The organism is Paenibacillus phocaeensis, assembly GCF_900021165.1.
GTDB lineage: Bacteria > Bacillota > Bacilli > Paenibacillales > Paenibacillaceae > Fontibacillus > Fontibacillus phocaensis.
In genome coordinates this window covers 316,011-337,349 of record NZ_FCOQ01000018.1, presented here as the reverse complement: position 1 = coordinate 337,349, position 21,339 = coordinate 316,011, and the positions used below count along the sequence as shown (strand labels likewise).

Genomic DNA, 21,339 nt, shown 5'->3' with positions numbered 1-21,339 from the left:
CGGTTACCGTCCTACAGCGACCGGTACATGGACCTGCCGGAGAATTTGCTGCAGCACCTCACCGATGTTCCGGTGGCCAAGCCGCGACTCGGGGCGCAGCAGGATCCGATGCTCCAGCACGAAAGGGGCCATAGTCTTGATATCGTCCGGCAATACGTAGTCCCGTTCCTCCAGGAAAGCAAACGCCTTGACTGCGGCCATAAAGGCCAGCGAAGCGCGCGGTGACGCACCCAGCAGAACGTCTTCGTGCTCCCGCGTCCGGCGAACGATCTCCAGCAAATAATCCGCTAAGGATTCGCTGATATGCACCTGGTGAACCTCGCGCTGAATTGCGGCGATTTCCTCCATCGTTGTAACCGATTCCAACTGGTCGGCCGGCTGACCCTGGCTATGGGAGCGTAGCATCGCTTTCTCCGTACCGGCATCGGGATAGCCAATTCCGATCTTCATCATAAAGCGGTCCAACTGCGCTTCGGGCAGTAGATAAGTGCCCTCAAAATCGATCGGGTTCTGCGTGGCGCAGAGCATAAACGGATGGGGGAGCGGGTACGTCACGCCGTCGGCGGTCACACTTCGTTCCTCCATGACCTCCAGCAAGGCGGACTGGGTTTTTGTAGTTGCCCGGTTGATTTCATCCGCCAGCAAAATATGCGTCATAACCGGACCAGGCCGGAATACGAATCGTTCTTCATGGGGATGGAAAACCGAAACCCCCGTAATATCGCTGGGCAAAATGTCAGGGTTGCATTGAATCCGCCGGTAGTCGCCGCTCATCGATTTGGCCAGCGCCTTCACAAGCTGAGTCTTGCCTGTACCGGGTACGTCTTCGATTAACACATGGCCGCCGGCCAGCAGTGCCGAGAGCAGCAGCTTGATCTCAAATGACTTTCCTAAAATACACGACTCCAGGTTGTTCTTTACGGCGTTCAACGTTTGCATTGATTGCTCGTGTACGGGCACGCATTTTCCCTCCCAAATAAGACCGGTATATATCTACCTATTTTACATGAAGATAGATAGGGAGTACACTGCAACCCGTAAAAAGCGGAGGGAATTCCGAAAATTTTATCCTTTGGGCCGTACGACAAGCGCCGCTAGAAAGGAGAAAATGATCGCCGCCGATATCCCCGCGCTGGTGACGTCAAAAATCCCGGTGATCACCCCGATCCAGCCATCCCGCTGCAACTCGGTTAGCGCTCCGTGCACCAGCGAATTGCCAAAGCTCGTAATCGGCACGGAGGCCCCCGCTCCGGCGAACTTCACCAGCGGGTCGTACCATCCGATCGCATCCAGCACCGCACCGGCTACAACCAGCGTGCTCATCGTATGCGCCGGGGTCATCTTCAACACATCAAACATCAATTGGCCGACGACACAGATCAATCCGCCAACCAAAAACGCCCATACAAATATCATTTTTCGTCATCCTCCTGTTCCAGGGCGACCGCGTGAGCGATGCAGGGAATGCTCTCGCCCTGCTGATAAGACAGCGGCGACAAGAGGGCTCCCGTGGCAACGATCAGCACCCGGCCCAGTTCCCGGTTTTTTAATTTTCGTAAAATATGGCCATAGGTAACGACAGCAGAACAGCCGCACCCGCTGCCTCCGGCATTCACATAAGTCTGTTTCTCACGATCATAGATCATCAGCCCGCAGTCGTTAAATTCGGTTTTGTCCATCGAAACGCCGTCCTGATCGAGGAGATCCTTGACGATGGCATGTCCCACTGTCGCCAGGTCCCCGGTTACGATCAGATCATAGTCCTCAGGGCCGCGGCCTGTATCGCGGAAATGCGACACCAGCGTGTCGGCTGCGGCCGGGGCCATCGCCGCCCCCATGTTAAACGGATCCTTCACTCCAAGATCCTGGATTCGGCCGATCGTAGCATGGGTAATGCGGGGACCGGTTCCTTCCGTCGATACAACTGCGCAGCCCGCCCCCGTAATCGTATACTGGGCTGTGGCCGGTTTTTGCGATCCGTATTCGGTCGGATACCGGAACTGCTTCTCCACCGTACAGTTATGGCTGGCTGTGCCGGCCATTACGTAACGCGCCCCGCCGGCGTCCGCCAGAAAAGCGGCGAGCGCCAGACTCTCCATCGAGGTCGAGCAAGCCCCGAATACCCCGAGATACGGAGCAGCGATCGTACGGGCTGCAAACGTTGCGGTGATGATCTGGTTCATCAAATCGCCGCCGATGAAGAACGACAGATCCTCCCGATTGATACCGGCATGGACCAAGGCGAGGGACGATGCGTGCTCCAGAAGTTTACGCTCGGCCTTCTCCCACGTCTTCTCGTCAATCTCCAAATTGTCGTAGACGAAATCGAACGTACTGGACAGAGGCCCCTCCCCTTCTTCAGGACCCACGACTGTCGCTGCCCCAATGATCGCCGGTTTGGAGCGGAATTCCCAGGTTTGCGCGCCTATCAACATGGGTTAATGCACTCCTCCCAGACCGAAGATGACATGGATAACCCCCACGATGAAAGCGGCGACGACGCCAAACACAATCACCGATCCCGCCAGCTTAAACATATTGGCGCCAACGCCGAGGACAAGCCCCTCCGCTCGGGATTCGATAGCCGAGGAGCACATCGAGTTCGCGAACCCGGTTACGGGGACGGCTGTTCCGGCCCCGGCCCACTGGGCAATTTTATCGTAGACGCCCAAGGAGGTGAGCACGACAGAGATGAATATCAACACAGCAACCGTAGGGCTGGCCGCCTCCCGCGAGGTCATGTCGGCGAAGGTCATGAACAGCTGTTGGATACATTGGCCGATCAGGCAGATGAACCCGCCGACCAGAAACGCCCGCAGGCAGTTGACCCAGATCTTGGGTTTAGGATTATGCTGGTCGGCAACCTGCTTGTACTCTTCCTCCGTCAGAAGCAGATGGTTCAGCTTCACCCGGGCCCCCGATTTGCTTTTCGCTTTTGCAGGCAAACGACATTCCTCCTTATTTTCCTGACTTGCACGGTATACTCATTATTTGTCATCCGACCGCTTGTTATGTTTGGAAAATCATCCATGGCTCAAGATATGAAAAAACCCGCGGGAATCGGGTTCCGGCGGGTTTGCCTCAGGCGGGACGGGTATTGCTAATATGAGCGGCCATCCAGGTGTCCCCCTGCCCTTTCACAGTAACAGAAGAATGATGACCAGCAGGATGAAAAGAAGACAGATCACCAGCCAATCCTTGGCATACTGTTCCATTAAGCTTAGCCTCCTCATTCGCCCATCAGACTGCTGCTTGGTGCAGTATATGCCGGACGTGGAGGCCGGGTGCAACCGGTGTTCTAACCGGGGAGGTGCACGAATGGACAATCGAAAAAAGGTAGTTCATACTAAGAAAGAATGTTCACTTGGCTGATAAAAAGAAAGCAAAGGAGAGAATACCATGAATCAGAAAACGCGCGAGTTATTTAAAGAACTGACGGAATTCCCGGCGGCGCCCGGATTTGAGCGGGAGCTGCGCGCCCTCGTCAAGGAGAAAATGTCGGCTTACACAAAGGAATTCGTTCAAGATAACCTTGGCGGTTTATTCGGGGTCCTGCGCGGCGATGAGCAAGGCCCGCGGGTTATGGTTGCCGGACATTTTGACGAGGTCGGCTTCATGACCACCGGCATCAGCGACAACGGGATGGTCTCGTTCCAGCCGCTGGGCGGCTGGTGGAGCCAGGCTGTGCTGGCGCAACGTCTGCAGATTATTACGCCCGGCGGCCGCATCCCCGGGGTGGTCGGTTCGATTCCAACCCACCTGCTGGACGAAGCGCAGCGCAACAAGCCTGTGGATATCAAAGCGATGTACCTGGACATCGGCGCGGACAGCCGTGAGGAGGCCGAAGCAGCCGGTGTGCGGATCGGTCAGCAAATCGTGCCGATTTGCGAGTTTACTCCCCTTGTCAATCCGAAGAAAATCATGGCCAAAGCTTGGGATAATCGCTATGGCGTAGGGCTGGCGATTGAGTTGGTCGAGGCGCTGCATGGCGAGAAGCTGCCGAATATCCTCTACGCCGGCGCTAACGTGCAGGAGGAAGTGGGCTTGAGAGGCGCGCGGACAGCGGCGAATCTGATTCAACCGGACATCTTCTTCGCACTGGATGCCAGCGCGGCCAACGATATGACCGGCGACAAGAGAGCGTTCGGCCGGTTGGGCGACGGCGCACTGTTGCGCATCCTCGACCCGACGATGATCACCCATCGCGGCTTGGTCGAGTATATCCGCGATACGGCGGATACGCACCGTATTAAGTATCAATACTTCGTATCGCCGGGCGGAACGGATGCCGGCCAGGTGCATCTCAGCGGCACCGGCGTGCCGTCGAGCGTAATCGGCATTTGCTCCCGCTACATCCATACCTCGTCTTCGATCATCCATACGGACGATTACGAAGCGGCGAAGGAGCTGCTGATCCGCCTCGTGCGCGGACTGGATCGCACGACCCTGAACACAATTCTCGAGAACAGCTGAGCAACGCAAGCTAAGCGCGCTGACTTAGCTGATCCAGCTGGTTGTCGGCTGCGAAATTCAACTGATCCGGTTGGATGTCGGCTGCGAAATTCAGCTGGTTCGGCTAAGCTCGCTCTGCTGATCTAGCTACCTCTCGCGACCCTTGCTAAATTCAGCTAAGTTTGTTACCTCTCGCGACCCTTGCTAAATTCAGCTAAGCTTGTTATCTCTCGCGACCCTTGCTAAGTTCAGCTAAGCTTGTTATCTCTCGCGACCCTTGCTAAATTCAGCTAAAGTTTGTTACCTCTGCGACTCCCGGCTGATTTGACTGATGGCTGATCCAACTGAACTCTGCAATTCCAACTGATGTTGGATAATTTAGTTGAATTCTGCGAGTCCAGCTATCTGATGTCGGCTGATCTCGTCCTCGCGACCTTAAATGTTGCAGAAACTGCAGTATTTTACCCGTCAGACCGGTCTCTTCGAGCAAAATGTTGTAAAAAGTACAACATTTCCTCCCGGTTACGGGGAGATCTCGGGAAAATGCTGTACAAAATGCAACATTTCGCCCGTAAAGCCGCATATTCCCCCAGAAAAGTTGCAGTTTTTACAACATTTCTGACGGAGGAACGGATGGTGGAACAGATGGAGGAACAAGCGGAGGAACAACCGGAGGAAAAGACGGTCGAACGGCCAGAGGAACGACCGGAGAAACAGGCGAGGAACTAATGGTCGAACGGCCGGAGAAACCGCGCAAAAAACCCGCAAAGCCTGCCAAAGGCCTTGCGGGTTTTAATTATTTCCGGCCCTCCAAGATCACGACACCTCGACCGGGTACCGTGACGGTCCCCGACACCTCGGTGTTCGCCAGCAGGTCCTTCATCCCTTCCGACCCGATCTCCAACTCGGCGGCGCCTTCGTTATGATTCAGCAGGAAGAGGAAGCTTTTGCCGTCCTTGACGCGGCGCGCCACTTCGACGCCGGCCGGAGCGTCCAGCAGCGGCCGGATGCCTTTGTCCTCGCACAGGTTCTTCAGGAACCCTTGCAGGAAGGCCGCTTCCGGGCTGCTCGCCACATAATAGGCACGGCCTTTGCCGTACGAATTGGCCGTTACCACCGGCATTCCTTGATAGAAGTCCGAGCCGTACTCCGCCAGCACTTCAGCTCCTTCGGTGTGGATCAGATCGCACAGAAGGCCGCATTCATATTGGCCCGACAGCGCGCCCCAGGCCTCTTTCATCACGATTTGGTTGGTGTGGCCCGGCAGCAAGGCGTCGATCTCTTCCGCCCAGACGCCCAGCACGGAGCGCAGCTCGCCCGGATAACCGCCGGTCGTCACCAAATCGTTCTCATTCACGATACCGCTGAAGAACGTGGTGATAAACGTGCCGCCGTTCGCCACAAACGCCTCTACCTTTTGGGCAAATCCCGGCTTCACCATATACATCACCGGCGCGATCAAGATCCCGTATTTGCTGAAATCCTCCTCCACCGACACCATATCGCTCTCCACATGCAATTGGAACAAGGCATCGTAATATTTGTGAACCTCGTTCGCATAATTCATGGCAACGGTCGGGCCGCTGGAGAGCTCGATGGCCCAGCGGTTCTCCCAATCGTATACAATGCCGACCGAAGCTTCGGTCCGCGCGTCCAGCAGCGTATCGCCGAGCTGCTCCAGCTCCCGGCCAAGCTCCGCCACCTCGCGGAATACCCGGGTGTGCTCATGGCCGACGTGTTCGATCACCGCCCCATGGTATTTCTCGCACGCCCCGATTGAGCGGCGCAGTTGGAAGAACAGCACCGTGTCGGCGCCGCGGGCGACTGCCTGATAGCTCCACAACCGCATGACGCCGGGGCGCTTGAGGGAGTTATACGGCTGCCAGTTCTGCTGGCTTGGCGTTTGCTCCATCAGCATGAACGGCGCCCCGCTCTTCAGTCCGCGCATCAGGTCGTGGGTCATGGCCGTGTGGCTGACCGGCGTATCAAGCGACGGGTAGTTGTCCCAGGAGACGAGATCCATCTGTTTGGCCCATTCAAAATAATCCAACTCCGGATAAAGCCCCATCAGATTGGTCGTAACCGGGATGTGGGGGGTATGCTTTTTGATCTCATCGTATTCCAGCTTGTAGCACGCAAGCAGCGATTCCGATTGGAAGCGGCGATAATCGAGCGAAATCCCTTGGAAATTGGTGCGGTTTCCGCCCCATTCCTCGCTGAGTTCGTTCGGGACGACGATATCTTTCCAATCGTAGAACGTATGGCCCCAGAACCGCGTATTCCATACCCGGTTGAGCTCATCCAGCGTTTTGTAGCGCTCCCGCAGCCATACGCGAAAAGCTGCAGCGCAATTATCGCAATAGCAGTAACCGCCGTATTCGTTGGAGACATGCCAGATCAACAGGCCCGGATGATCCTTGTAGCGTTCGGCAAGCTTACCGGCCAGACGAGCGGAATACTTGCGGTAAGTCGGCGAATTCGGACAGGAGTTATGACGCCCGCCAAACCGGCGCTTCCGCCCCTGTACGTCCACGCGGAGCACGTCAGGGTATGTGCGGGCCATCCACGCGGGGTGAGCCCCGGTGCTGGTAGCCAGGCAAACATAGACCCCGCTCTTGTACAAGCGGTCGATCGTTTCATCCAGATGGGTAAAGTCATACGTCTCTTCGCTCGGTTGATTCAGCGCCCAGGAGAATACGTTGACGGTCGCAACGTCGATCCCGGCCAGCTTGAACATCCGCTCGTCCTCGTTCCAGATGTCCGGCCCCCACTGTTCCGGGTTGTAGTCGCCGCCGTACCAGATTTTCGGCAGTTTATCGTTGATCACCATACCCACATCCTTTTGCGATATATAACTTCTAAGTCCATTCTAAAATGAATAATCCCCGCTTTATATATAAAATTCCCGTGTTGTAATATAATAATATGGATCAAGTTAGGAGGCATTAGATACGATGAGCTCACGGGCCTTTACCCGTTTTGTTTTCTCTCCGGCGGCAACTCCGGATCTTCCCTTGCTTCTGGAAAGCGTAGGTTATAATCCGAATCAGGAGAAAATCACCCGTCCCGAAGGCTACCCCTATTACCATTGGCTGCAAACCGCCGAGGGTGAAGGGGAAATCACCTTGGGCAGCGGAAAGGTCCCCCTTCCGCCGGGCAGCGGGATGCTGCTTCCGCCGGGTATGCCCCACGCTTATGAAGCCAAGCGGAGCCCGAAATGGGAGACGTATTACCTCACCTTCGGCGGAGCGGCCGCCGGTTCGATTCTGGCGGCTTTTGGCATCCGCGAGGCCGCGTTGTTCCGCTGGGAAGCGGAAGCCCCGCTCACCCCGCTGCTCGGGCAGCTGTTGAACAAGCTGGACCGTCTCCAGGACTTCTTCGGCCTCGAAACCTCGACCGAGGTGTACCGTTTTCTCGCCGTCCTGAGCCAATTTGGCCAGGTAAGCAGCAGCGCCGTCCCCCGAAACATGGAGAAGCTCGGGCCGCTGCTCGCCTGGATGGAGCAGGAATACGGCAATCCCGACGTTGGCCTGGATACCTTGGCAGAAGTGGTCGGGATGTCAGGCAGACATCTCAGCAAGCTGTTCCAGCAAACCTTCGGCATCGCGCCGTACAGCTATCTTACCCAGATGCGCATCCATAAGGCGAAGGAGCATCTGGCCAGTGAGCCCGGCGTCACCGTAGCCGCCATTGCCGGCAAAACCGGCTTCCGCGATGCCAGCCACTTCGTTGCCACCTTCCGCAAGCACACGGGCATGACCCCCCAGCAGTTCCGCAGGCTGCATTAGGCGTTTGATCCGAAGTGGTCAGCGTACGAGATCGGTTATAGTGGCGCAAAAAGGCCCGATGAAAGCACGGACCTTTTCGCAACGCTTATTAAACCAGTAAGATTATTGCAATTTCTTGCCGGTGAACAACTCGACTCTCTTCTTCACCAGTTCTGTATATTCGGCTTCCATTTCTTTGGCGCCGGCTTTATCCAGCTCGACCAGGAATGCGTCATATACCTTGTCGAAATCGGCCTCTTTCGCCAGAACCGCTTCCGGAATCCGCTTGCGGATGATATCCTGCGTTTTTTGGAAAATCACTTGGTAATCGCCGTCCGTAGGAACAGGCATATTGTACAATGCGCCCCAATCCTTCGCAGGGAAGGCGTCTTCACCCGGGAACAGGTCTTTCCAGGTTGTTGCATTGTAGGCTTTCAGCGTTTCTTTCTCAGCTTCGGTGTAGCCTGCCACGATTTGCTCCGGGAAGTTCGTGGTGTAGTAGTTGCCTGAAGGATCCTTCACGCCGTCGCCATAGTTTGCGCCGAAGATACGGTACAGGCTGATGCCCGATTCTTTGGTGAAGTTCGTGCTGTCATTGACTTTGCGTTCTTGAATGTCTGCCGGTACGACGCGTTGGCCGTTCTCGACCGTATAGTGTTTGCCTTCGATCCCCCAGTTTCTCAAAACCTGGCCTTCGTCGGAAGACAACCAGTCTATGAATTGGATGGCGCGAACCGGATCTTTGCATGCCGTCGTGATGCTGATGCCGTAGCCGTCAACGCCCGCTTGCTGGAAGGAATGGTCCTCGTATTCTTCCGACAAGGTGACCGGGAAATGCGCGTAGGTGTATTCGTCTTTGCCTGCGGTTTTCAACGCGTTCTCAGCGTCCTGATACCCCCACTCCTGGTCGATCAGGCCCAATACGCGGCCGCTGGCGATTTTCGCTTTGTATTGGTCTTCTTTTTGAACAAACGTATCTTTATCGAGCAAACCTTCGTTATACATGTGGTTCAGCCAACGGAAATATTCCTTCTCCTCCGGGCGTTTGTAGTGCAGCATGGCCTCATACGTCTCCGGATTAACGTAGTACTCGCCATCATCAGGAGCTCCGGTCGCCAGGAACGCCGGATTCGTTACCGTAATCATGATTCTCCAGTCGTCAGCGCTCAGCGTCAGCGGAATCGTCGGCTGGCCATCCGTCGTCGGGTTCTTCTCCACGTATTGCTTCAGCACATTTTCAAAATCCTTAACCGTGCGAACCTTCGGATAGCCCAGTTCTTTCAGGACGCGCTGCTGAATTTCAAATCCGCCGCCGGCATCGAAATATTGTTGGTCCACGCCGCCGTTGGTAAAGATCGAATAGATGGCTTGATCATCGTTGCTGTATTTCAGGCGGTTCATGTTTTCGCTGAAAATTTTCTTCAGGTTTGGCGCATGCTTCTCAATCAACGGGGCCAGGTCGACGATCAATCCGGCATCCACCAGCTTGCTCAATTCGCCTTTGGCAAAAATCAGGTCCGGCACGCCGCCGCTCGCCGCCATCAGGGCGATCTTGTTCTCACCGCCGCCTGCGCCTACGTCATATTCGGCTTCGATCGTCACACCGGTTTTCTCCTGAATCACCTTGCCTACGTCGTCCTGCATGTTGTTCCAGTTCGGGCTGGCGTCCGCACCGAAGAAGGTAAAGGTAATCGGGCTTGTATCTGCGGCTGCTTCCGCGTTGGTTCCTGCGTTCCCGGTGCTCCCGGTATTGCCTGCATTCCCGTTATTGGCGGCGTGGTTTCCATTGCTTCCGCAACCTGCTACCAGTATCATACTCGCGAGCAGGATGGCTGCAAAAGCTTTAGGACTTCTCCATTTCATTTCCGCGTTCCCCCTCATCATCTTGATTATGAAGCTTGTATTGTATAACAGGCATAACCTGCTGATACCCATTCCGTACGCCAACTCCTGCGTCAAGCCTTGACGGCCCCCAGCGTCATCCCGTCTACGAAATAACGCTGCAAGAAGGGGTAGACAACCAGGATGGGCACCGTAACAACGATCGTGATCGCCATTTTGATGGACTCGGGCGAGACCTGGGCCATCTGATTCGCCATATCGTTGGCATTGATCATCCGTGCGCCTTGGTTCGTGCTCTGCAGGATTTTCATCAGCTCGTATTGCAAGGTCGTTAAATGCGCTTTGTTCCCGTTGTACAGATAGGTGTCAAACCAGGAGTTCCACTGACCAACCGCCAGGAACAAGGCGATCGTCGCCAGAACCGGCTTGCAGAGCGGCAGAATCACCCTGTAGTAAATCGTAAAGTCGTTGGCTCCGTCCAGCTTGGCCGATTCCTGCAGCGCATACGGCAATCCGTCGATAAAGGAACGGATAATAAAGACGTTAAATGCACTGACAACCCCCGGCAGCACATAAATCCAGAACGTGCCGATCAATTCGAGATGGCGCATCAACATATAAGTCGGTACCAGACCGCCGGAGAAGTACATCGTCAGCGCCAGAAAAGTGGACACGAACTTCCGGGATTTGAAATCCTGCCGGCTGAGCGTATAGGCCAGCATCGAGGCGCTGATCAATCCAAGCACAGTTCCGAGCACCGTCCGGTAGATCGTAATTTTGAAGCCCGTAATCAGGCTGGAATAGTTGAAGATCGTCCTGTAGTTCTCCAGGGTAAATTCCCGCGGCCACAGGTAAATGCCGCCTCGAACCGTGTCTGTGGAATCATTGAGCGAGATCGCCAGCACGTTCAGGAAAGGGTACAGCGTGATGACCAAAATAACGCTCATCAGCATGAAATTACAGATATTGAAGATTCTATCGCCCCGCGTGTCGTTGAAGGCTTTGCTTGAACCTGCCATCGTCGTCTCCTCTCCCTTCCCTACATGATGCTTTCTTTCGTCGTTTTCTTCATGATTCCGTTCGCGGTAAGCAGCAGGATGATGCTGACCACGGAGGTGAACATGCTGATCGCCGTACCATACGAGAAGCGGCTGATATTGATCCCGTAGTTCAGCGCATACAAATCAAGCACTTCGGAATAGTCGGTGACCAGCGAGTTGCTGAGCTGGAACTGCTTCTCGAACCCGATGCCGATCAAATGACCGATTGACATGATCAGCAGCACTGAAATCGTCGTCCGGATCCCCGGAAGCGTGATGTTCCAGATCTGCCGGAAACGTCCGGCCCCGTCGACCCGGGCCGCCTCATATAGCTCTTTATCGATACCGGTGATGGCCGCCAGGTAAATGATGGCGTTCCAGCCGGTTTCCTTCCATACATCGGAAGCGGTTACAATTCCCCAAAACCACTTCCCCTCGGCCATGAATTGAATCGGCTCGTTGATGATGTGCAAGGAGATCAAGATCTCATTCACAATCCCGCCGTCGATCGAGAGCATCTTCGTAATAATCCCCCCAACGACAACCCAGGAAACAAAGTGCGGCAGATACGACACCGTCTGCACCGTCCGCTTGAAGTACTTCCCGCGAAGCTCGTTCAGGAGCACCGCAAAGGTAATCGGGACTACGAACCCGGCGATCAGGCCCATGATGCTCATGGCCAGCGTATTGCGGAGCACCAGGTAGAACCGGTCATCCTGGAACAGGTCCACAAAATTTTTGAATCCAATCCATTTCTGCTCCGTGAAGGATTTCGCCGGCTTATAGTTTTGGAAAGCCATCGTCCATCCCCAGATCGGTAGATAGTTGAATACGAACAACCAGATGACGAATGGCAAGGACATGAAGTACAGATACTTTTGCTGCAAAATACTCCGCCAGATCCCGCTCTTCCGCTTCCTCGGCGGCTTAGGGGTTGCGCTTGCCTTTCTGGTTTGAGGCCGAGTTGACAGCGTTTCCATCTCTTTTCTCCCCCCTTGTCTGCTATAGCTTAATGATAAGGCAGGGGGGTGCGGCAAAATACCCGAGAGATTTCAAACAAAACCATATAAAAATTAGAGATTGCTTCCGGTCGGCAGCGTAAATTGAATCTCCGTCCCGCTCCCGTACTCGCTGACAATCCGCAAACCATGCTCTTCCCCGTAAGACAAAACAAGTCTCTGATGGACGTTGCGCAGTCCGATTCGCGTCTGCTCCGGTTCATGGCTCCCGGAGATAAAACGCCTCACCTCGGCAAGACGTTCCGGCGTCATCCCCATCCCGTTGTCGCGTACCGTGACGCGGACCCGATGCCCGTCCGTTTCGACTTTCACCTCGACATGCACGCCTTCTTCTTTGTCCTCGACTCCATGCACCACCGCATTCTCGACCAACGGCTGAATGATCAGCGGCGGAATGCGAATAAGACTGGCTGCGGGATCGATCGATAAGGTATAGCTTAAGCGGTCCTCATAGCGGAACTTCTGGATCTCCAGGTAGGAGCTGACCATCTCCAGCTCTTCCTTGAGCGGCGTGCTCTCCCGGCCGACCTCCAGATTTTTGCGCATCATTTTACCGAGCAGCCGGACTACATTCGCGATTTCCTTATCCCCTTTCAAATGGGCATTCATTCGAATCGACTCCAAGGCGTTAAATAGAAAATGCGGATTGATCTGGCTGGCCATCATCTTCAGCTTAATCTCGCGTTGTGCCAGCTCGAGCGTGTTGTTTTGCTCGGTTTTCTCCACCACCTGGTCCATGAGCCGGCGGATGCTGTCCACCATATAGTTGAACTGCCGGGACAACTGCCCGATCTCATCATTGCCGTCGATTCGCGATACGACATTGAGATCTCCTAAGGCCAGTCGGTTCAAGTGACGGCTTAATCGCAGCATTCGGTTGGTCGTCAGGAAAGAAACGGTATATACGAAAATCAGGGCAATCACCAGCACGAGGATCATAATGAGGAGTCCGACTAGACTGACGGTATTCGCGTCTTTTACGATTGGCTCCGTTGCAAACACCGAGATAAACTTCAAGCCGTTCATGCTGGACTCCGGGGTCAAAGTGTCGATGACGAGGTAAGACGGGACCCCTTGGATATCCACTTGAAACGTCCCTTTCTGCTGATTCCGCAAATCAATGCCGTAGTCCAGATCTTCCAGCGTTTGGCCGACGATCGACGGATTTTTGGCGGCGACAACGTACCCCAAATCATCGGTGATCAACGTCTCGAAGGGCTCCTGCTGCAGCATCCGGTTAAGCTCCTCCTGGTTCATGATGACCATCAGAACGCCGCTCTTCTTCGTCCCCTCAAAGGAGATTTGCCGAACGAGGCTAAGCCGCTTAACCGGAACCTCTTCATTGTCGTTGATGTAAAACCACCCGATGTCTTTGCTCGTCATCGCCTGCTTGTACCAATACATGCCCTCGATGTTCTCATTCACCGGGATTAACTCCAGGTTGTTGATCAAGGTCGCGTTGTCATAGTAAAAACGGATCCCTGAAACCTCGCGGTAGGTTCTGTCGTAATTGCGGAAATCGTCATAGTCGAGATACGCCTTGGTCAACTCCAGCACGTTGGGGTAAGGGGTGCTTACCATCTTCTCCAGCTTGTTGTCGAGCATAAAGAAATCGGAGATATCGGTAGGCACGCGGAGCATCGTAGCCGTTCGGGTTTTTACCTTCTCGACGTTGTTGGTCGTTTGCGCGATCGCCCGTTCCATAGCTTGATGGCGGAAGTAAGCGGTTACAGCAGCGCCTACGATCAGGATGGGAATCATGACCACGACGATATAGGAAATGAGCAGCTTATGCTTCAGTCTCAGGTTGTTGGTGATACGGATCAATTTGCCTAACAATCGGATCCCCCCTCATAGAAATGGAAATATCCCCTTCGTTTGGGGAAAGGGGATATTTCGGCATCCCTGCTCCTTATATCAGGGCCAGGGATGCCAGTCATCTATTAAATTGCCGCCTGCTAAAGGTCCGGGACCCCTTATTTCAAAGTGATTTGCAGTTCGGTCTTGCCGCTGAAGGAAGCGGCCTGGATCCGGCCGTTCTCGGCGAGCGCTGCGCCTTGCACCGCAACCGGTTCACCCATGCCTTTCAAGGTGACGAAGAACGGTTTGCCTGCCCCTTTGGCAGCCAATTTCACGACATTTCCGCTGCGAACGACCGTCACGGTTAATTCAACCTCGCCTTTGGCATTCCGCACCGTGCGAGATACCGCAGCTCCGTCCTCAATCGCATACAAGCCAAGCTCCACGCCGTCCGCATAGTCATAATCCGGACGCACGTCGTTTGCGCCTATGGCCAGGATCGAGTTCGGACGAACGAACAGCGGCAGGCTGAAGAAGTCGTATTGTTCCTTGCGCCATTTGCCGCCTTCTACGGTTTGACCGGAGAGTAGATGCGTCCACTGACCTTCCGGCAGGTAGTAGGTCACGTCGCCCTGCTCACTGAATACCGGCGCTACGAGCAGCGAGTCGCCCAGCATATACTGACGGTCCAGCGTATCGCAAGCCGGATCTTCCGGGAATTCGAGGAACATGGCCCGCATCGTCGGCACGCCTTGCTGCGTCGCTTGGACGGCGGTGTCGAACATATAAGGCATCAAGCGGCATTTGAGCTTGGTGAAGAAGCGGGTGACGTCCACGGCCTCGTCGTCGTAAGCCCAAGGCACGCGGTACGAGCTGCTGCCGTGCAAGCGGCTGTGGCTCGACAGCAAGCCGAAGGCCAGCCAGCGTTTGAACACATGCGCTGGCGCCGTATTCTCAAAGCCGCCGATATCGTGGCTCCAGAAGCCGAAGCCGGCGAGACCCAGCGACAAGCCGCCGCGGAGGCTTTCCGCCATCGATTCATAATCGGCGTAGCAGTCGCCGCCCCAATGAATCGGGAACTTCTGGCCGCCAACCGTTGCCGAACGGGCGAACAAGGCCGCTTCATTTTTGCCCAGCTTCTCTTCCAGCACTTCAAAGACGACTTTATTGTACAGGTACGTGTAATAGTTGTGCATTTTCACCGGATCGGAGCCGTCGTGGTAGACGACATCCGTCGGAATCCGTTCGCCGAAGTCGGTCTTGAAGCAGTCGACGCCCATGTCGACCAGCTCCCGCAAATATCCGGCAAACCATTCGCAGGCCGCAGGATTCGTGAAATCCACCAGCGCCATCCCCGGCTGCCAGAGATTCCATTGCCAGACGTCGCCGTTCGCTTTTTTCACCAGATAACCCTTTTGCTTGCCTTCTTCAAACAGCCGGGACCGCTGCCCGATGTACGGGTTGATCCACACGCAAATCTTCAGCCCCTTCTCCTTCAAGCGCTTAAGCATGCCCACCGGATCCGGGAAGACCCGTTCATCCCATTTGAAGTCCGTCCAGTGGAATTCGCGCATCCAGAAACAGTCGAAGTGGAATACATGCAGCGGCAAATCGCGTTCAGCCATGCCGTCCACAAAGGAATTTACCGTCGCTTCATCGTAATCGGTTGTAAACGAGGTCGTCAGCCACAAGCCAAAGCTCCAGGCTGGCGGGAGTGAAGGCTTGCCGGTCAGATCGGTATATTTATTCAGCACTTCCTTCGGCTCGGGGCCGTCGATCACGAAATATTCCAGCGATTCGCCGGGAACGCTGAACTGCACTTTCTTCACTTTTTCCGAGGCGACTTCGAAGGAAACGGCGCCCGGATCATTGACGAATACGCCATACCCTTTATTGGTCACATAGAAAGGAATGTTCTTGTAGGACTGCTCGGAGCTGGTGCCGCCGTCCTTGTTCCAAATGTCGACGACTTGACCGTTCTTGAGGAACGAGGTGAAGCGTTCGCCGAGTCCGTACACCCATTCGCCAACGCGAAGATCAAGCTCCTCGCGCATATAGGTCTTGCCGCCGGTCTCGGTAACATGCGCCATCGATTTGAATCCGCTGCCGGTAATCCGCTCGCGGCCGCGATAGAAATCCACGGACCATTGCGGGCCTTTATTGATGCGGACGCTGAGGCTGCCGCTCTTCAGCTCGGCGTATTGCTCATTCTCCGTAATCTCGGCATGATCGCCGCCCTTCGCCAATTCAAAATGCGGGCCATGGTCGACCGTACCGGCAAAGTGGATCAGCTTCACGCCAATCACACCCGGCAGCGGGGAATGGAATTGCATCGTCAGCAGGGTCGTATTAATCATGTCGCCGCGACCGCGGATCGGTGTCGTTGAAGCGGAGGCGATTAGAGTATGGTCTTGAACGTAAAAATCATGGGCCTGTACCGCGGTGGATAGGGTAAATTCGTCGCGAATCAGCCAGTTGCCATCGGTAAATTTCATAGAGGGAGTACCGCCTTTCTCGTCGCATTGTTTTTCAAATGAAAACGTTCTATACTTGCATTATACTGATACCACGATGATTAAACTAACATTATCAAGTGAAAATATAACACTATTTTGACGAGGTGAATGACCATGGATCAAGCGCTGCGCCGCTCGCTGAAAGAGAGCAAAAGTCACGGCACCGAGCGCCTGCCGTTCGGCACCTACTGGTACCGCTACGGCCCCGGCGAGCATGTCATCGACTGCCACTGGCATGAGGAAGCTGAGTTGTTCTATTGTCTTGAAGGCGAAACGCTGTTTCAAGTCGACACCGATTACTTCCCGGTTCGGGCGGGAGAAGCGGTATTTATCGACGGGGGAGATCTTCACGCCGCACATGCCCATGGCGAGCAGGGCTGCGCTTTCTTCTCCCTCGTCTTCGACACGCAGTTGCTGGCCAGCGCCCACTACGACGCGGTTCAGGAGAACCTCATTCTGCCGCTGCAGGAACGGAAGGCTACCTTTCCCCGTCATATCCGGCGCACGGAGGCGGCAAATCTCTCCTTGCTTGAGCATATCGTATCGATGATGCGCAGTTGCAGCACCCAATCGCCCGGATATGAAGGCGCCGTCAAAGGGCATCTCTACCTGATGCTGGCGGAGACCGCAGCGGCAGGCCGAACCGTGAACCGCTCCCATGGCAGCAGCCGCAGCGAATCCTCCAAGATCGACCGGCTGAAGACCGTCATCCAGCATATTCAGCAGAACTATGGTCATCCGATCCGCCTGGCGGAGCTGGCAGCGCTGATTCCAATGAGCGAAGGGCAGTTCTGCCGCTTCTTCAAATCGATGACCCGGCAGACGCCGATGGATTACATCAACTCGTACCGGATCCGCCAGGCTGCCGAGCTGCTGCGGGAGCCGGACCGCAAAATCTCCGATATCGCGCTGGAGGTTGGCTTTGACAACATCAGCTACTTCATTCGGGTGTTCCGCAAGGCGATGAACTGCTCGCCGTCGGAATTCCGCAAGCGGCTGCTGACGCCAGTGGAGGTCTAGCTGGTTGCCGATTCCTAACTCGCGCTGCTCGCAGAGCGAGTTGCTATGCGGCACGAGGGCTGGTCAGGCTACATGCTGCCCCTGCTGCGCCCAACGCTCGCTTGCCGCGCAGGAACTGTAACTTTCCTAATGCTATAGTAGTTTGGCTCAAATACGCGGAGGCAATGCTCAAAAGTCATAGAGCCGGAACCAGCCGATTGGCGCCTCCCCTTGCAGATACAGGTACACCGCCCGCACAGGTTCGCGCAGTGAACGCGGGCGGCGGCACAGTTTCGCCGTTCACTTGAAGCGTCGTCGTCAAGGCCATCACGCTGGAAGAAGGCCCGATCCTGATCGTATATTCACCCGCTCCGCCAGCGGCAAATCAGGGTTCTGCGATTCCCTCGCCGCCATTTCTCGGGGTACACGGTACATTAGTTATATTTTCATATAAAAATATCGTATCGCCTGCGCTACCCCTCACTACTACGCCACTTTGCTACCCCACTACTACGCCACTTCGCTACTTCGCTACTTCAACTATTTCCCCCCTTCTTTCCGTGATTATCCCTTTTGTTCAGAAATAGGTTAACAGAAAGGTGATATGAGGTCTTCTAGATGAAGCTCGGAGATGAAACCTCTTTGAAGGGTTGATACTCCACATCTTTATTGAAGAAAAATTAGCTTTTTGGGATTTTTTTCTTGTAACAAGAACATTTGTTTGGTATAATGAGAAAAAAGAGAACGTATGTACGTATTTCTTGATTTGGAGGGATCGGACTTGGAATTAGGTGCGAATACGGAGCTTCAATCTATCCTCAGTCGTTTTCAAAGTGAGGCGAACTGCATCGATGCGATTATCGCTATGAAGTGGCCGAATGGCTTCGTCTGCCCGCGATGTGATTATACCGAATGCACCCGTCTGTCCTCCCGCCGCCTTCCTCTATTTGAATGTGGAAGATGCGGCTATCAAGCCTCGCCTTTGGTGGGCACGATTTTTGAAAGAACCCATCTGCCCTTAGTGAAATGGTTTCAAGCTATGGAATTGTTCCTGCTTCCCGATGGCATCTCGGCGCTGCGATTGAGTCAGGTTATCCAGGTTACCTACAAGACCGCATGGCTCATGCTGCACAAAATCCGCCATACTCTCGGTGAATGCGATGCCCGGGAGCTGCTCAGCGGAGAGGTGAAAGTGAACTGCGATCTATATGCAAACGATCCGTTGCGGTTTCATCCAACCGTTCAACCCTATGCCACCGCGGTCGTCGCCGGATGCACGGTCACGGAGTCCGGGGAGCTGGGGCGGGTAAAGATTCAGTTGATTTCGCATAAAAGAGGAGGCGGGCAACGGGCCAACCGGCACGATCTTTCCGCGTTCATTCATAAGCATATCGAGGACCATACCTCCAGCGTTCAATCGTTCCCGTTGGCTTATCGGCTGTATCAGCCTTTACAGAGAGAAGTAAGAGCGGCTTGGAGTTCTCTCAAGAGTACGTATGTCGCCTTAGGTATAACGCATTTACAGGCGTATCTAAATGAGTATACCGTACGCCGCCGCTTGCTCATGTCTAATTCTGAAGAGACGATGAGTCGTCAATTTCTGCATATGTGTATGTCTATTCCAGCGATCCCGTACCACCAACTAATTGCACACCAACAACATAACCCGTCCCTTGCAGCAGCGGCTTAATCAATGGCTGAACGAACGCGCTTAAGCGAACGAGCAGGGTCGATTTCAGGACGGACCGGGTGGCCGGGTGGACCGGATGGACGGATGAGCTGGGTAGACCGGACGGACCAGGTGGACCCGATGAACTGAGTGGACTGGACGGATCAGATGAACCGGATGCGCTGGGTGGACTGGACGGATCAGATGAACCGGATGCGCTGGGTGGACTGGACGGATCAGATGAACCGAATGTGCTGGGTGGACTGGACGGACCAGTTGGACCGGATGCGCTGGGTGGACTGGACGGATCAGATGAACCGAATGTGCTGGGTGGACTGGACGGATCAGATGAACCGAATGTGCTGGGTGGACTGGACGGACCAGTTGGACCGGATGCGCTGGGTGGACTGGTGGACCGGGTGAACCGGATGGGCTCGGTGAGCTAGGTGGACTGGACTGGGCTAGGCTGGATCGGTTGGTATAGAATCAGGGCTTTTTTATAACCTTAACATTTTTTCTTGTGAGTGGTTCACGGCGGTTCAGCCTCTCTTTCTCCACTCCCTGATGCAACGGGATAATCGTCAGAAGAGGCTCGGATAGCATACATCCCATCGAGGATTCAGGCATGATTCGACTGTTTGCGGTAAGCGGAAGGCGAGGTGCCAACGTATTTGCGGAATTTGCTGTGGAAGTAATCGACATTGGTATACCCGACTTTTTCGGCCACCTGATAGACCTTCAAGCCTTCCTCAAGATAACTCTTCGCTTTCTCGATCCGCACCTTATCCAGATACGTATTGAAATATTCCCCGGTCGTGTTCTTGAACAATTTGCCCAAATAAGCGCTGTTATAGTTAAAAATGCCGGAGAGCGTCTCCAGTTTGAGGTTATCGCTATAGTTCCGGTGAATTAGGTCTAGCATAATTTTGACTTCCCGGTGTTTGCCGTCTTCGCCGAGCTGATTCATGATCTGCTGCAGGAGGCGTTCCGCCTGTCCATTTAACTCCAGGATGGAGTAGGCCTTTTGAATCTTAGAGAAACCGTCGGAAAACTCCTTGCCGCGGTGTTGCAGCTCAGGCGATTGCTTCAGCGCCTTGCCGTAAATCGTCGTCAGCAGCTCCACGTAACGGCTCTTGATTTCATTCTCTGTTGCCCCCTCGGCTCGATAGGCTTCCCCCAACCGGTGCAGCACGGATTTCACCGCATCCCGATTTCCGATGTCGACGGCGTAATAGAGCTGTTCCCCCAGCTCTTCGGTCGAAGATCCCGTGACCTTGGCTGTCCCGGCTTGCAAAGCTTCCGAAGTCAAGATCGTTCCCTGGTCCAGAAAAAAGTGATGTCGAACCAACTCGCACGCGGTTCGATAGGATTCCCGGATCTCCGTCAAGCAGCCAACCTTCTCACCAAGCGCGGCGGAAAACCGGATTCCCGCCCCGGTCAACTCGGCGGCCAGTTCGCGATAAATCCCCCCGAGTTCTACCGAGAGAAGCGGTTCCTTCAGCAGGACGCCGAGCTTGGCGTGAATGGCGAACCCCCAGCCGCGGCCGGTCTCTTCGAACAGCCGAACCAGCGTTTTCCGGGCCAGCGCATTCATTTCGGCTTCGGCGTCCCCTTCAATTTGCGCGTTCAGCAGCAGGATTTGAAACGACTTGCCGCAGATGCCGACCTTATCGGCCCGTTCGCATAGCGTGGCGGTATCGTCTTCGTCCTCGCCGGTCAGTACGGACTGGATCAGCGCTTCGCGGTTCCATTCGTCCGTGACGTGCTTCCACTGCTGGGAGGACTTCTCCTCGTCGATCGTCAGCTTGATTTTCCGGAGATAATCCTTCAGCTCGTCCTCATCGACCGGCTTCAGCAAATAACCGTCGGCCCGCTGGGTCATGGCTTTCTTCGCGTAGCTGAAATCCGCGTAACCGCTAAGAATTAAAATATGCAGGAGCGGGTCCTGCCTGCGGAGCTTCTCGATCAATTGCAGCCCGTCCATGCCCGGCATGCGGATATCGGCCAGCACCAAGTCAGGATGGGATCGCTGATATTTATCCAGTGCTTCGTTCCCGTTCGCCGCCGTATCTACAACTTCGTAGCCATAAGCTCCCCAATCGATGAAGGCGCGCAGGCCTTCTCTGAGTTTGGGTTCGTCGTCAACAATAAGCACTTTAATCATTTGGCACTCCTCCGACCGGAAAAAGTTCGTTTCTCCAGCATCATTAAAGCGTTTTCAAACATTATAAGTTG

At 54.7% G+C, this 21,339-nt stretch carries 17 protein-coding genes; 6 read left to right on the top strand and 11 right to left on the bottom strand.

The genetic code is table 11. The features are described from left to right. Positions 1-3: 3 nt before the first annotated feature. The 4 genes from BN3795_RS11600 to spoVAC form a co-directional block, all read right to left on the bottom strand. Positions 4-960, bottom strand: a complete 957-nt coding sequence (locus BN3795_RS11600) for an AAA family ATPase (protein ID WP_068784823.1) — start codon at positions 958-960, stop codon at positions 4-6. A 105-nt stretch (positions 961-1,065) separates the two neighbouring features. After that, complete coding sequence (gene spoVAE / locus BN3795_RS11595; RefSeq protein ID WP_068784822.1) at positions 1,066-1,416, bottom strand: stage V sporulation protein AE; 351 nt, start codon at positions 1,414-1,416, stop codon at positions 1,066-1,068. Beyond that, positions 1,413-2,435, bottom strand: coding sequence for a stage V sporulation protein AD (spoVAD, locus tag BN3795_RS11590; RefSeq protein WP_068784821.1), 1,023 nt, complete (start codon positions 2,433-2,435; stop codon positions 1,413-1,415). Before spoVAD ends, spoVAE begins: the two co-directional genes overlap by 4 nt. Before the next feature lie 3 nt (positions 2,436-2,438). Further along, positions 2,439-2,945, bottom strand: a complete 507-nt coding sequence (spoVAC, locus tag BN3795_RS11585) for a stage V sporulation protein AC (RefSeq protein WP_068784820.1) — start codon at positions 2,943-2,945, stop codon at positions 2,439-2,441. A 454-nt stretch (positions 2,946-3,399) separates the two neighbouring features. On the opposite strand from spoVAC, the gene BN3795_RS11580 reads away from it, so the two are divergent. Continuing rightward, positions 3,400-4,473, top strand: a complete 1,074-nt coding sequence (locus BN3795_RS11580) for a M42 family metallopeptidase (RefSeq protein WP_068784819.1) — start codon at positions 3,400-3,402, stop codon at positions 4,471-4,473. A 522-nt stretch (positions 4,474-4,995) separates the two neighbouring features. Next, positions 4,996-5,181: a hypothetical protein gene (locus BN3795_RS11575; RefSeq protein ID WP_068784818.1), complete on the top strand. Its 186-nt coding sequence runs from the start codon at positions 4,996-4,998 to the stop codon at positions 5,179-5,181. 67 nt (positions 5,182-5,248) lie between these two features. Here BN3795_RS11575 and BN3795_RS11570 read toward each other — a convergent pair whose 3' ends face one another. After that, complete coding sequence (locus BN3795_RS11570; protein WP_068785372.1) at positions 5,249-7,279, bottom strand: beta-galactosidase; 2,031 nt, start codon at positions 7,277-7,279, stop codon at positions 5,249-5,251. Between the two features lie 127 nt (positions 7,280-7,406). Between BN3795_RS11570 and BN3795_RS11565 the strand changes: the two genes are divergently transcribed. Continuing rightward, a complete protein-coding gene (locus tag BN3795_RS11565; protein ID WP_068784817.1) occupies positions 7,407-8,240 on the top strand; it encodes an AraC family transcriptional regulator in 834 nt (277 codons plus the stop codon). A 102-nt stretch (positions 8,241-8,342) separates the two neighbouring features. Here BN3795_RS11565 and BN3795_RS11560 read toward each other — a convergent pair whose 3' ends face one another. From BN3795_RS11560 to yicI, 5 genes are all read right to left on the bottom strand, one after another. Further along, entirely contained in the window at positions 8,343-10,082 is a 1,740-nt protein-coding gene (locus BN3795_RS11560; protein WP_068785371.1) for an ABC transporter substrate-binding protein, read from the bottom strand. A gap of 92 nt (positions 10,083-10,174) precedes the next feature. Beyond that, a complete protein-coding gene (locus tag BN3795_RS11555) occupies positions 10,175-11,080 on the bottom strand; it encodes a carbohydrate ABC transporter permease (RefSeq protein ID WP_068784816.1) in 906 nt (301 codons plus the stop codon). A gap of 20 nt (positions 11,081-11,100) precedes the next feature. Beyond that, positions 11,101-12,081, bottom strand: coding sequence for an ABC transporter permease (locus tag BN3795_RS11550; protein WP_068784815.1), 981 nt, complete (start codon positions 12,079-12,081; stop codon positions 11,101-11,103). 93 nt (positions 12,082-12,174) lie between these two features. Continuing rightward, entirely contained in the window at positions 12,175-13,959 is a 1,785-nt protein-coding gene (locus BN3795_RS11545; RefSeq protein WP_068784814.1) for a sensor histidine kinase, read from the bottom strand. Between the two features lie 137 nt (positions 13,960-14,096). Then, positions 14,097-16,415 (bottom strand): alpha-xylosidase, encoded by a 2,319-nt coding sequence (gene yicI / locus BN3795_RS11540; RefSeq protein ID WP_068784813.1) that lies wholly within the window; start codon positions 16,413-16,415, stop codon positions 14,097-14,099. A gap of 135 nt (positions 16,416-16,550) precedes the next feature. Here yicI and BN3795_RS11535 point away from each other — a divergent pair, with 135 nt between their 5' ends. The 3 genes from BN3795_RS11535 (at position 16,551) to BN3795_RS25875 (ending at position 19,550) form a co-directional block, all read left to right on the top strand. Next, positions 16,551-17,456 (top strand): AraC family transcriptional regulator, encoded by a 906-nt coding sequence (locus BN3795_RS11535; RefSeq protein ID WP_068784812.1) that lies wholly within the window; start codon positions 16,551-16,553, stop codon positions 17,454-17,456. A gap of 760 nt (positions 17,457-18,216) precedes the next feature. Next, complete coding sequence (locus BN3795_RS11530) at positions 18,217-19,125, top strand: transposase (protein ID WP_232729913.1); 909 nt, start codon at positions 18,217-18,219, stop codon at positions 19,123-19,125. Between the two features lie 59 nt (positions 19,126-19,184). Further along, a complete protein-coding gene (locus BN3795_RS25875; RefSeq protein WP_232729912.1) occupies positions 19,185-19,550 on the top strand; it encodes a collagen-like domain-containing protein in 366 nt (121 codons plus the stop codon). Positions 19,551-19,723: 173 nt separating this feature from the next. Here the strand turns inward: BN3795_RS25875 and BN3795_RS11520 are convergent, their stop codons facing one another. Beyond that, entirely contained in the window at positions 19,724-21,268 is a 1,545-nt protein-coding gene (locus BN3795_RS11520) for a response regulator transcription factor (RefSeq protein WP_068784809.1), read from the bottom strand. Between the last annotated feature and the right edge of the window lie 71 nt (positions 21,269-21,339).

Excerpts from the sequence above, each read along its gene's own strand:
- BN3795_RS11580 (WP_068784819.1), top strand. The coding sequence starts at position 3,400 with ATGAATCAGAAAACGCGCGAGTTATTTAAAGAACTGACGGAATTCCCG.
- spoVAD (WP_068784821.1), bottom strand. The coding sequence starts at position 2,435 with ATGTTGATAGGCGCGCAAACCTGGGAATTCCGCTCCAAACCGGCGATC.
- BN3795_RS11565 (WP_068784817.1), top strand. The coding sequence starts at position 7,407 with ATGAGCTCACGGGCCTTTACCCGTTTTGTTTTCTCTCCGGCGGCAACT.
- BN3795_RS11550 (WP_068784815.1), bottom strand. The coding sequence starts at position 12,081 with ATGGAAACGCTGTCAACTCGGCCTCAAACCAGAAAGGCAAGCGCAACC.
- BN3795_RS11560 (WP_068785371.1), bottom strand. The coding sequence starts at position 10,082 with ATGAAATGGAGAAGTCCTAAAGCTTTTGCAGCCATCCTGCTCGCGAGT.
- BN3795_RS11535 (WP_068784812.1), top strand. The coding sequence starts at position 16,551 with ATGGATCAAGCGCTGCGCCGCTCGCTGAAAGAGAGCAAAAGTCACGGC.
- BN3795_RS11555 (WP_068784816.1), bottom strand. The coding sequence starts at position 11,080 with ATGGCAGGTTCAAGCAAAGCCTTCAACGACACGCGGGGCGATAGAATC.
- BN3795_RS11575 (WP_068784818.1), top strand. The coding sequence starts at position 4,996 with ATGCTGTACAAAATGCAACATTTCGCCCGTAAAGCCGCATATTCCCCC.
- spoVAE (WP_068784822.1), bottom strand. The coding sequence starts at position 1,416 with ATGATATTTGTATGGGCGTTTTTGGTTGGCGGATTGATCTGTGTCGTC.
- yicI (WP_068784813.1), bottom strand. The coding sequence starts at position 16,415 with ATGAAATTTACCGATGGCAACTGGCTGATTCGCGACGAATTTACCCTA.
- BN3795_RS11520 (WP_068784809.1), bottom strand. The coding sequence starts at position 21,268 with ATGATTAAAGTGCTTATTGTTGACGACGAACCCAAACTCAGAGAAGGC.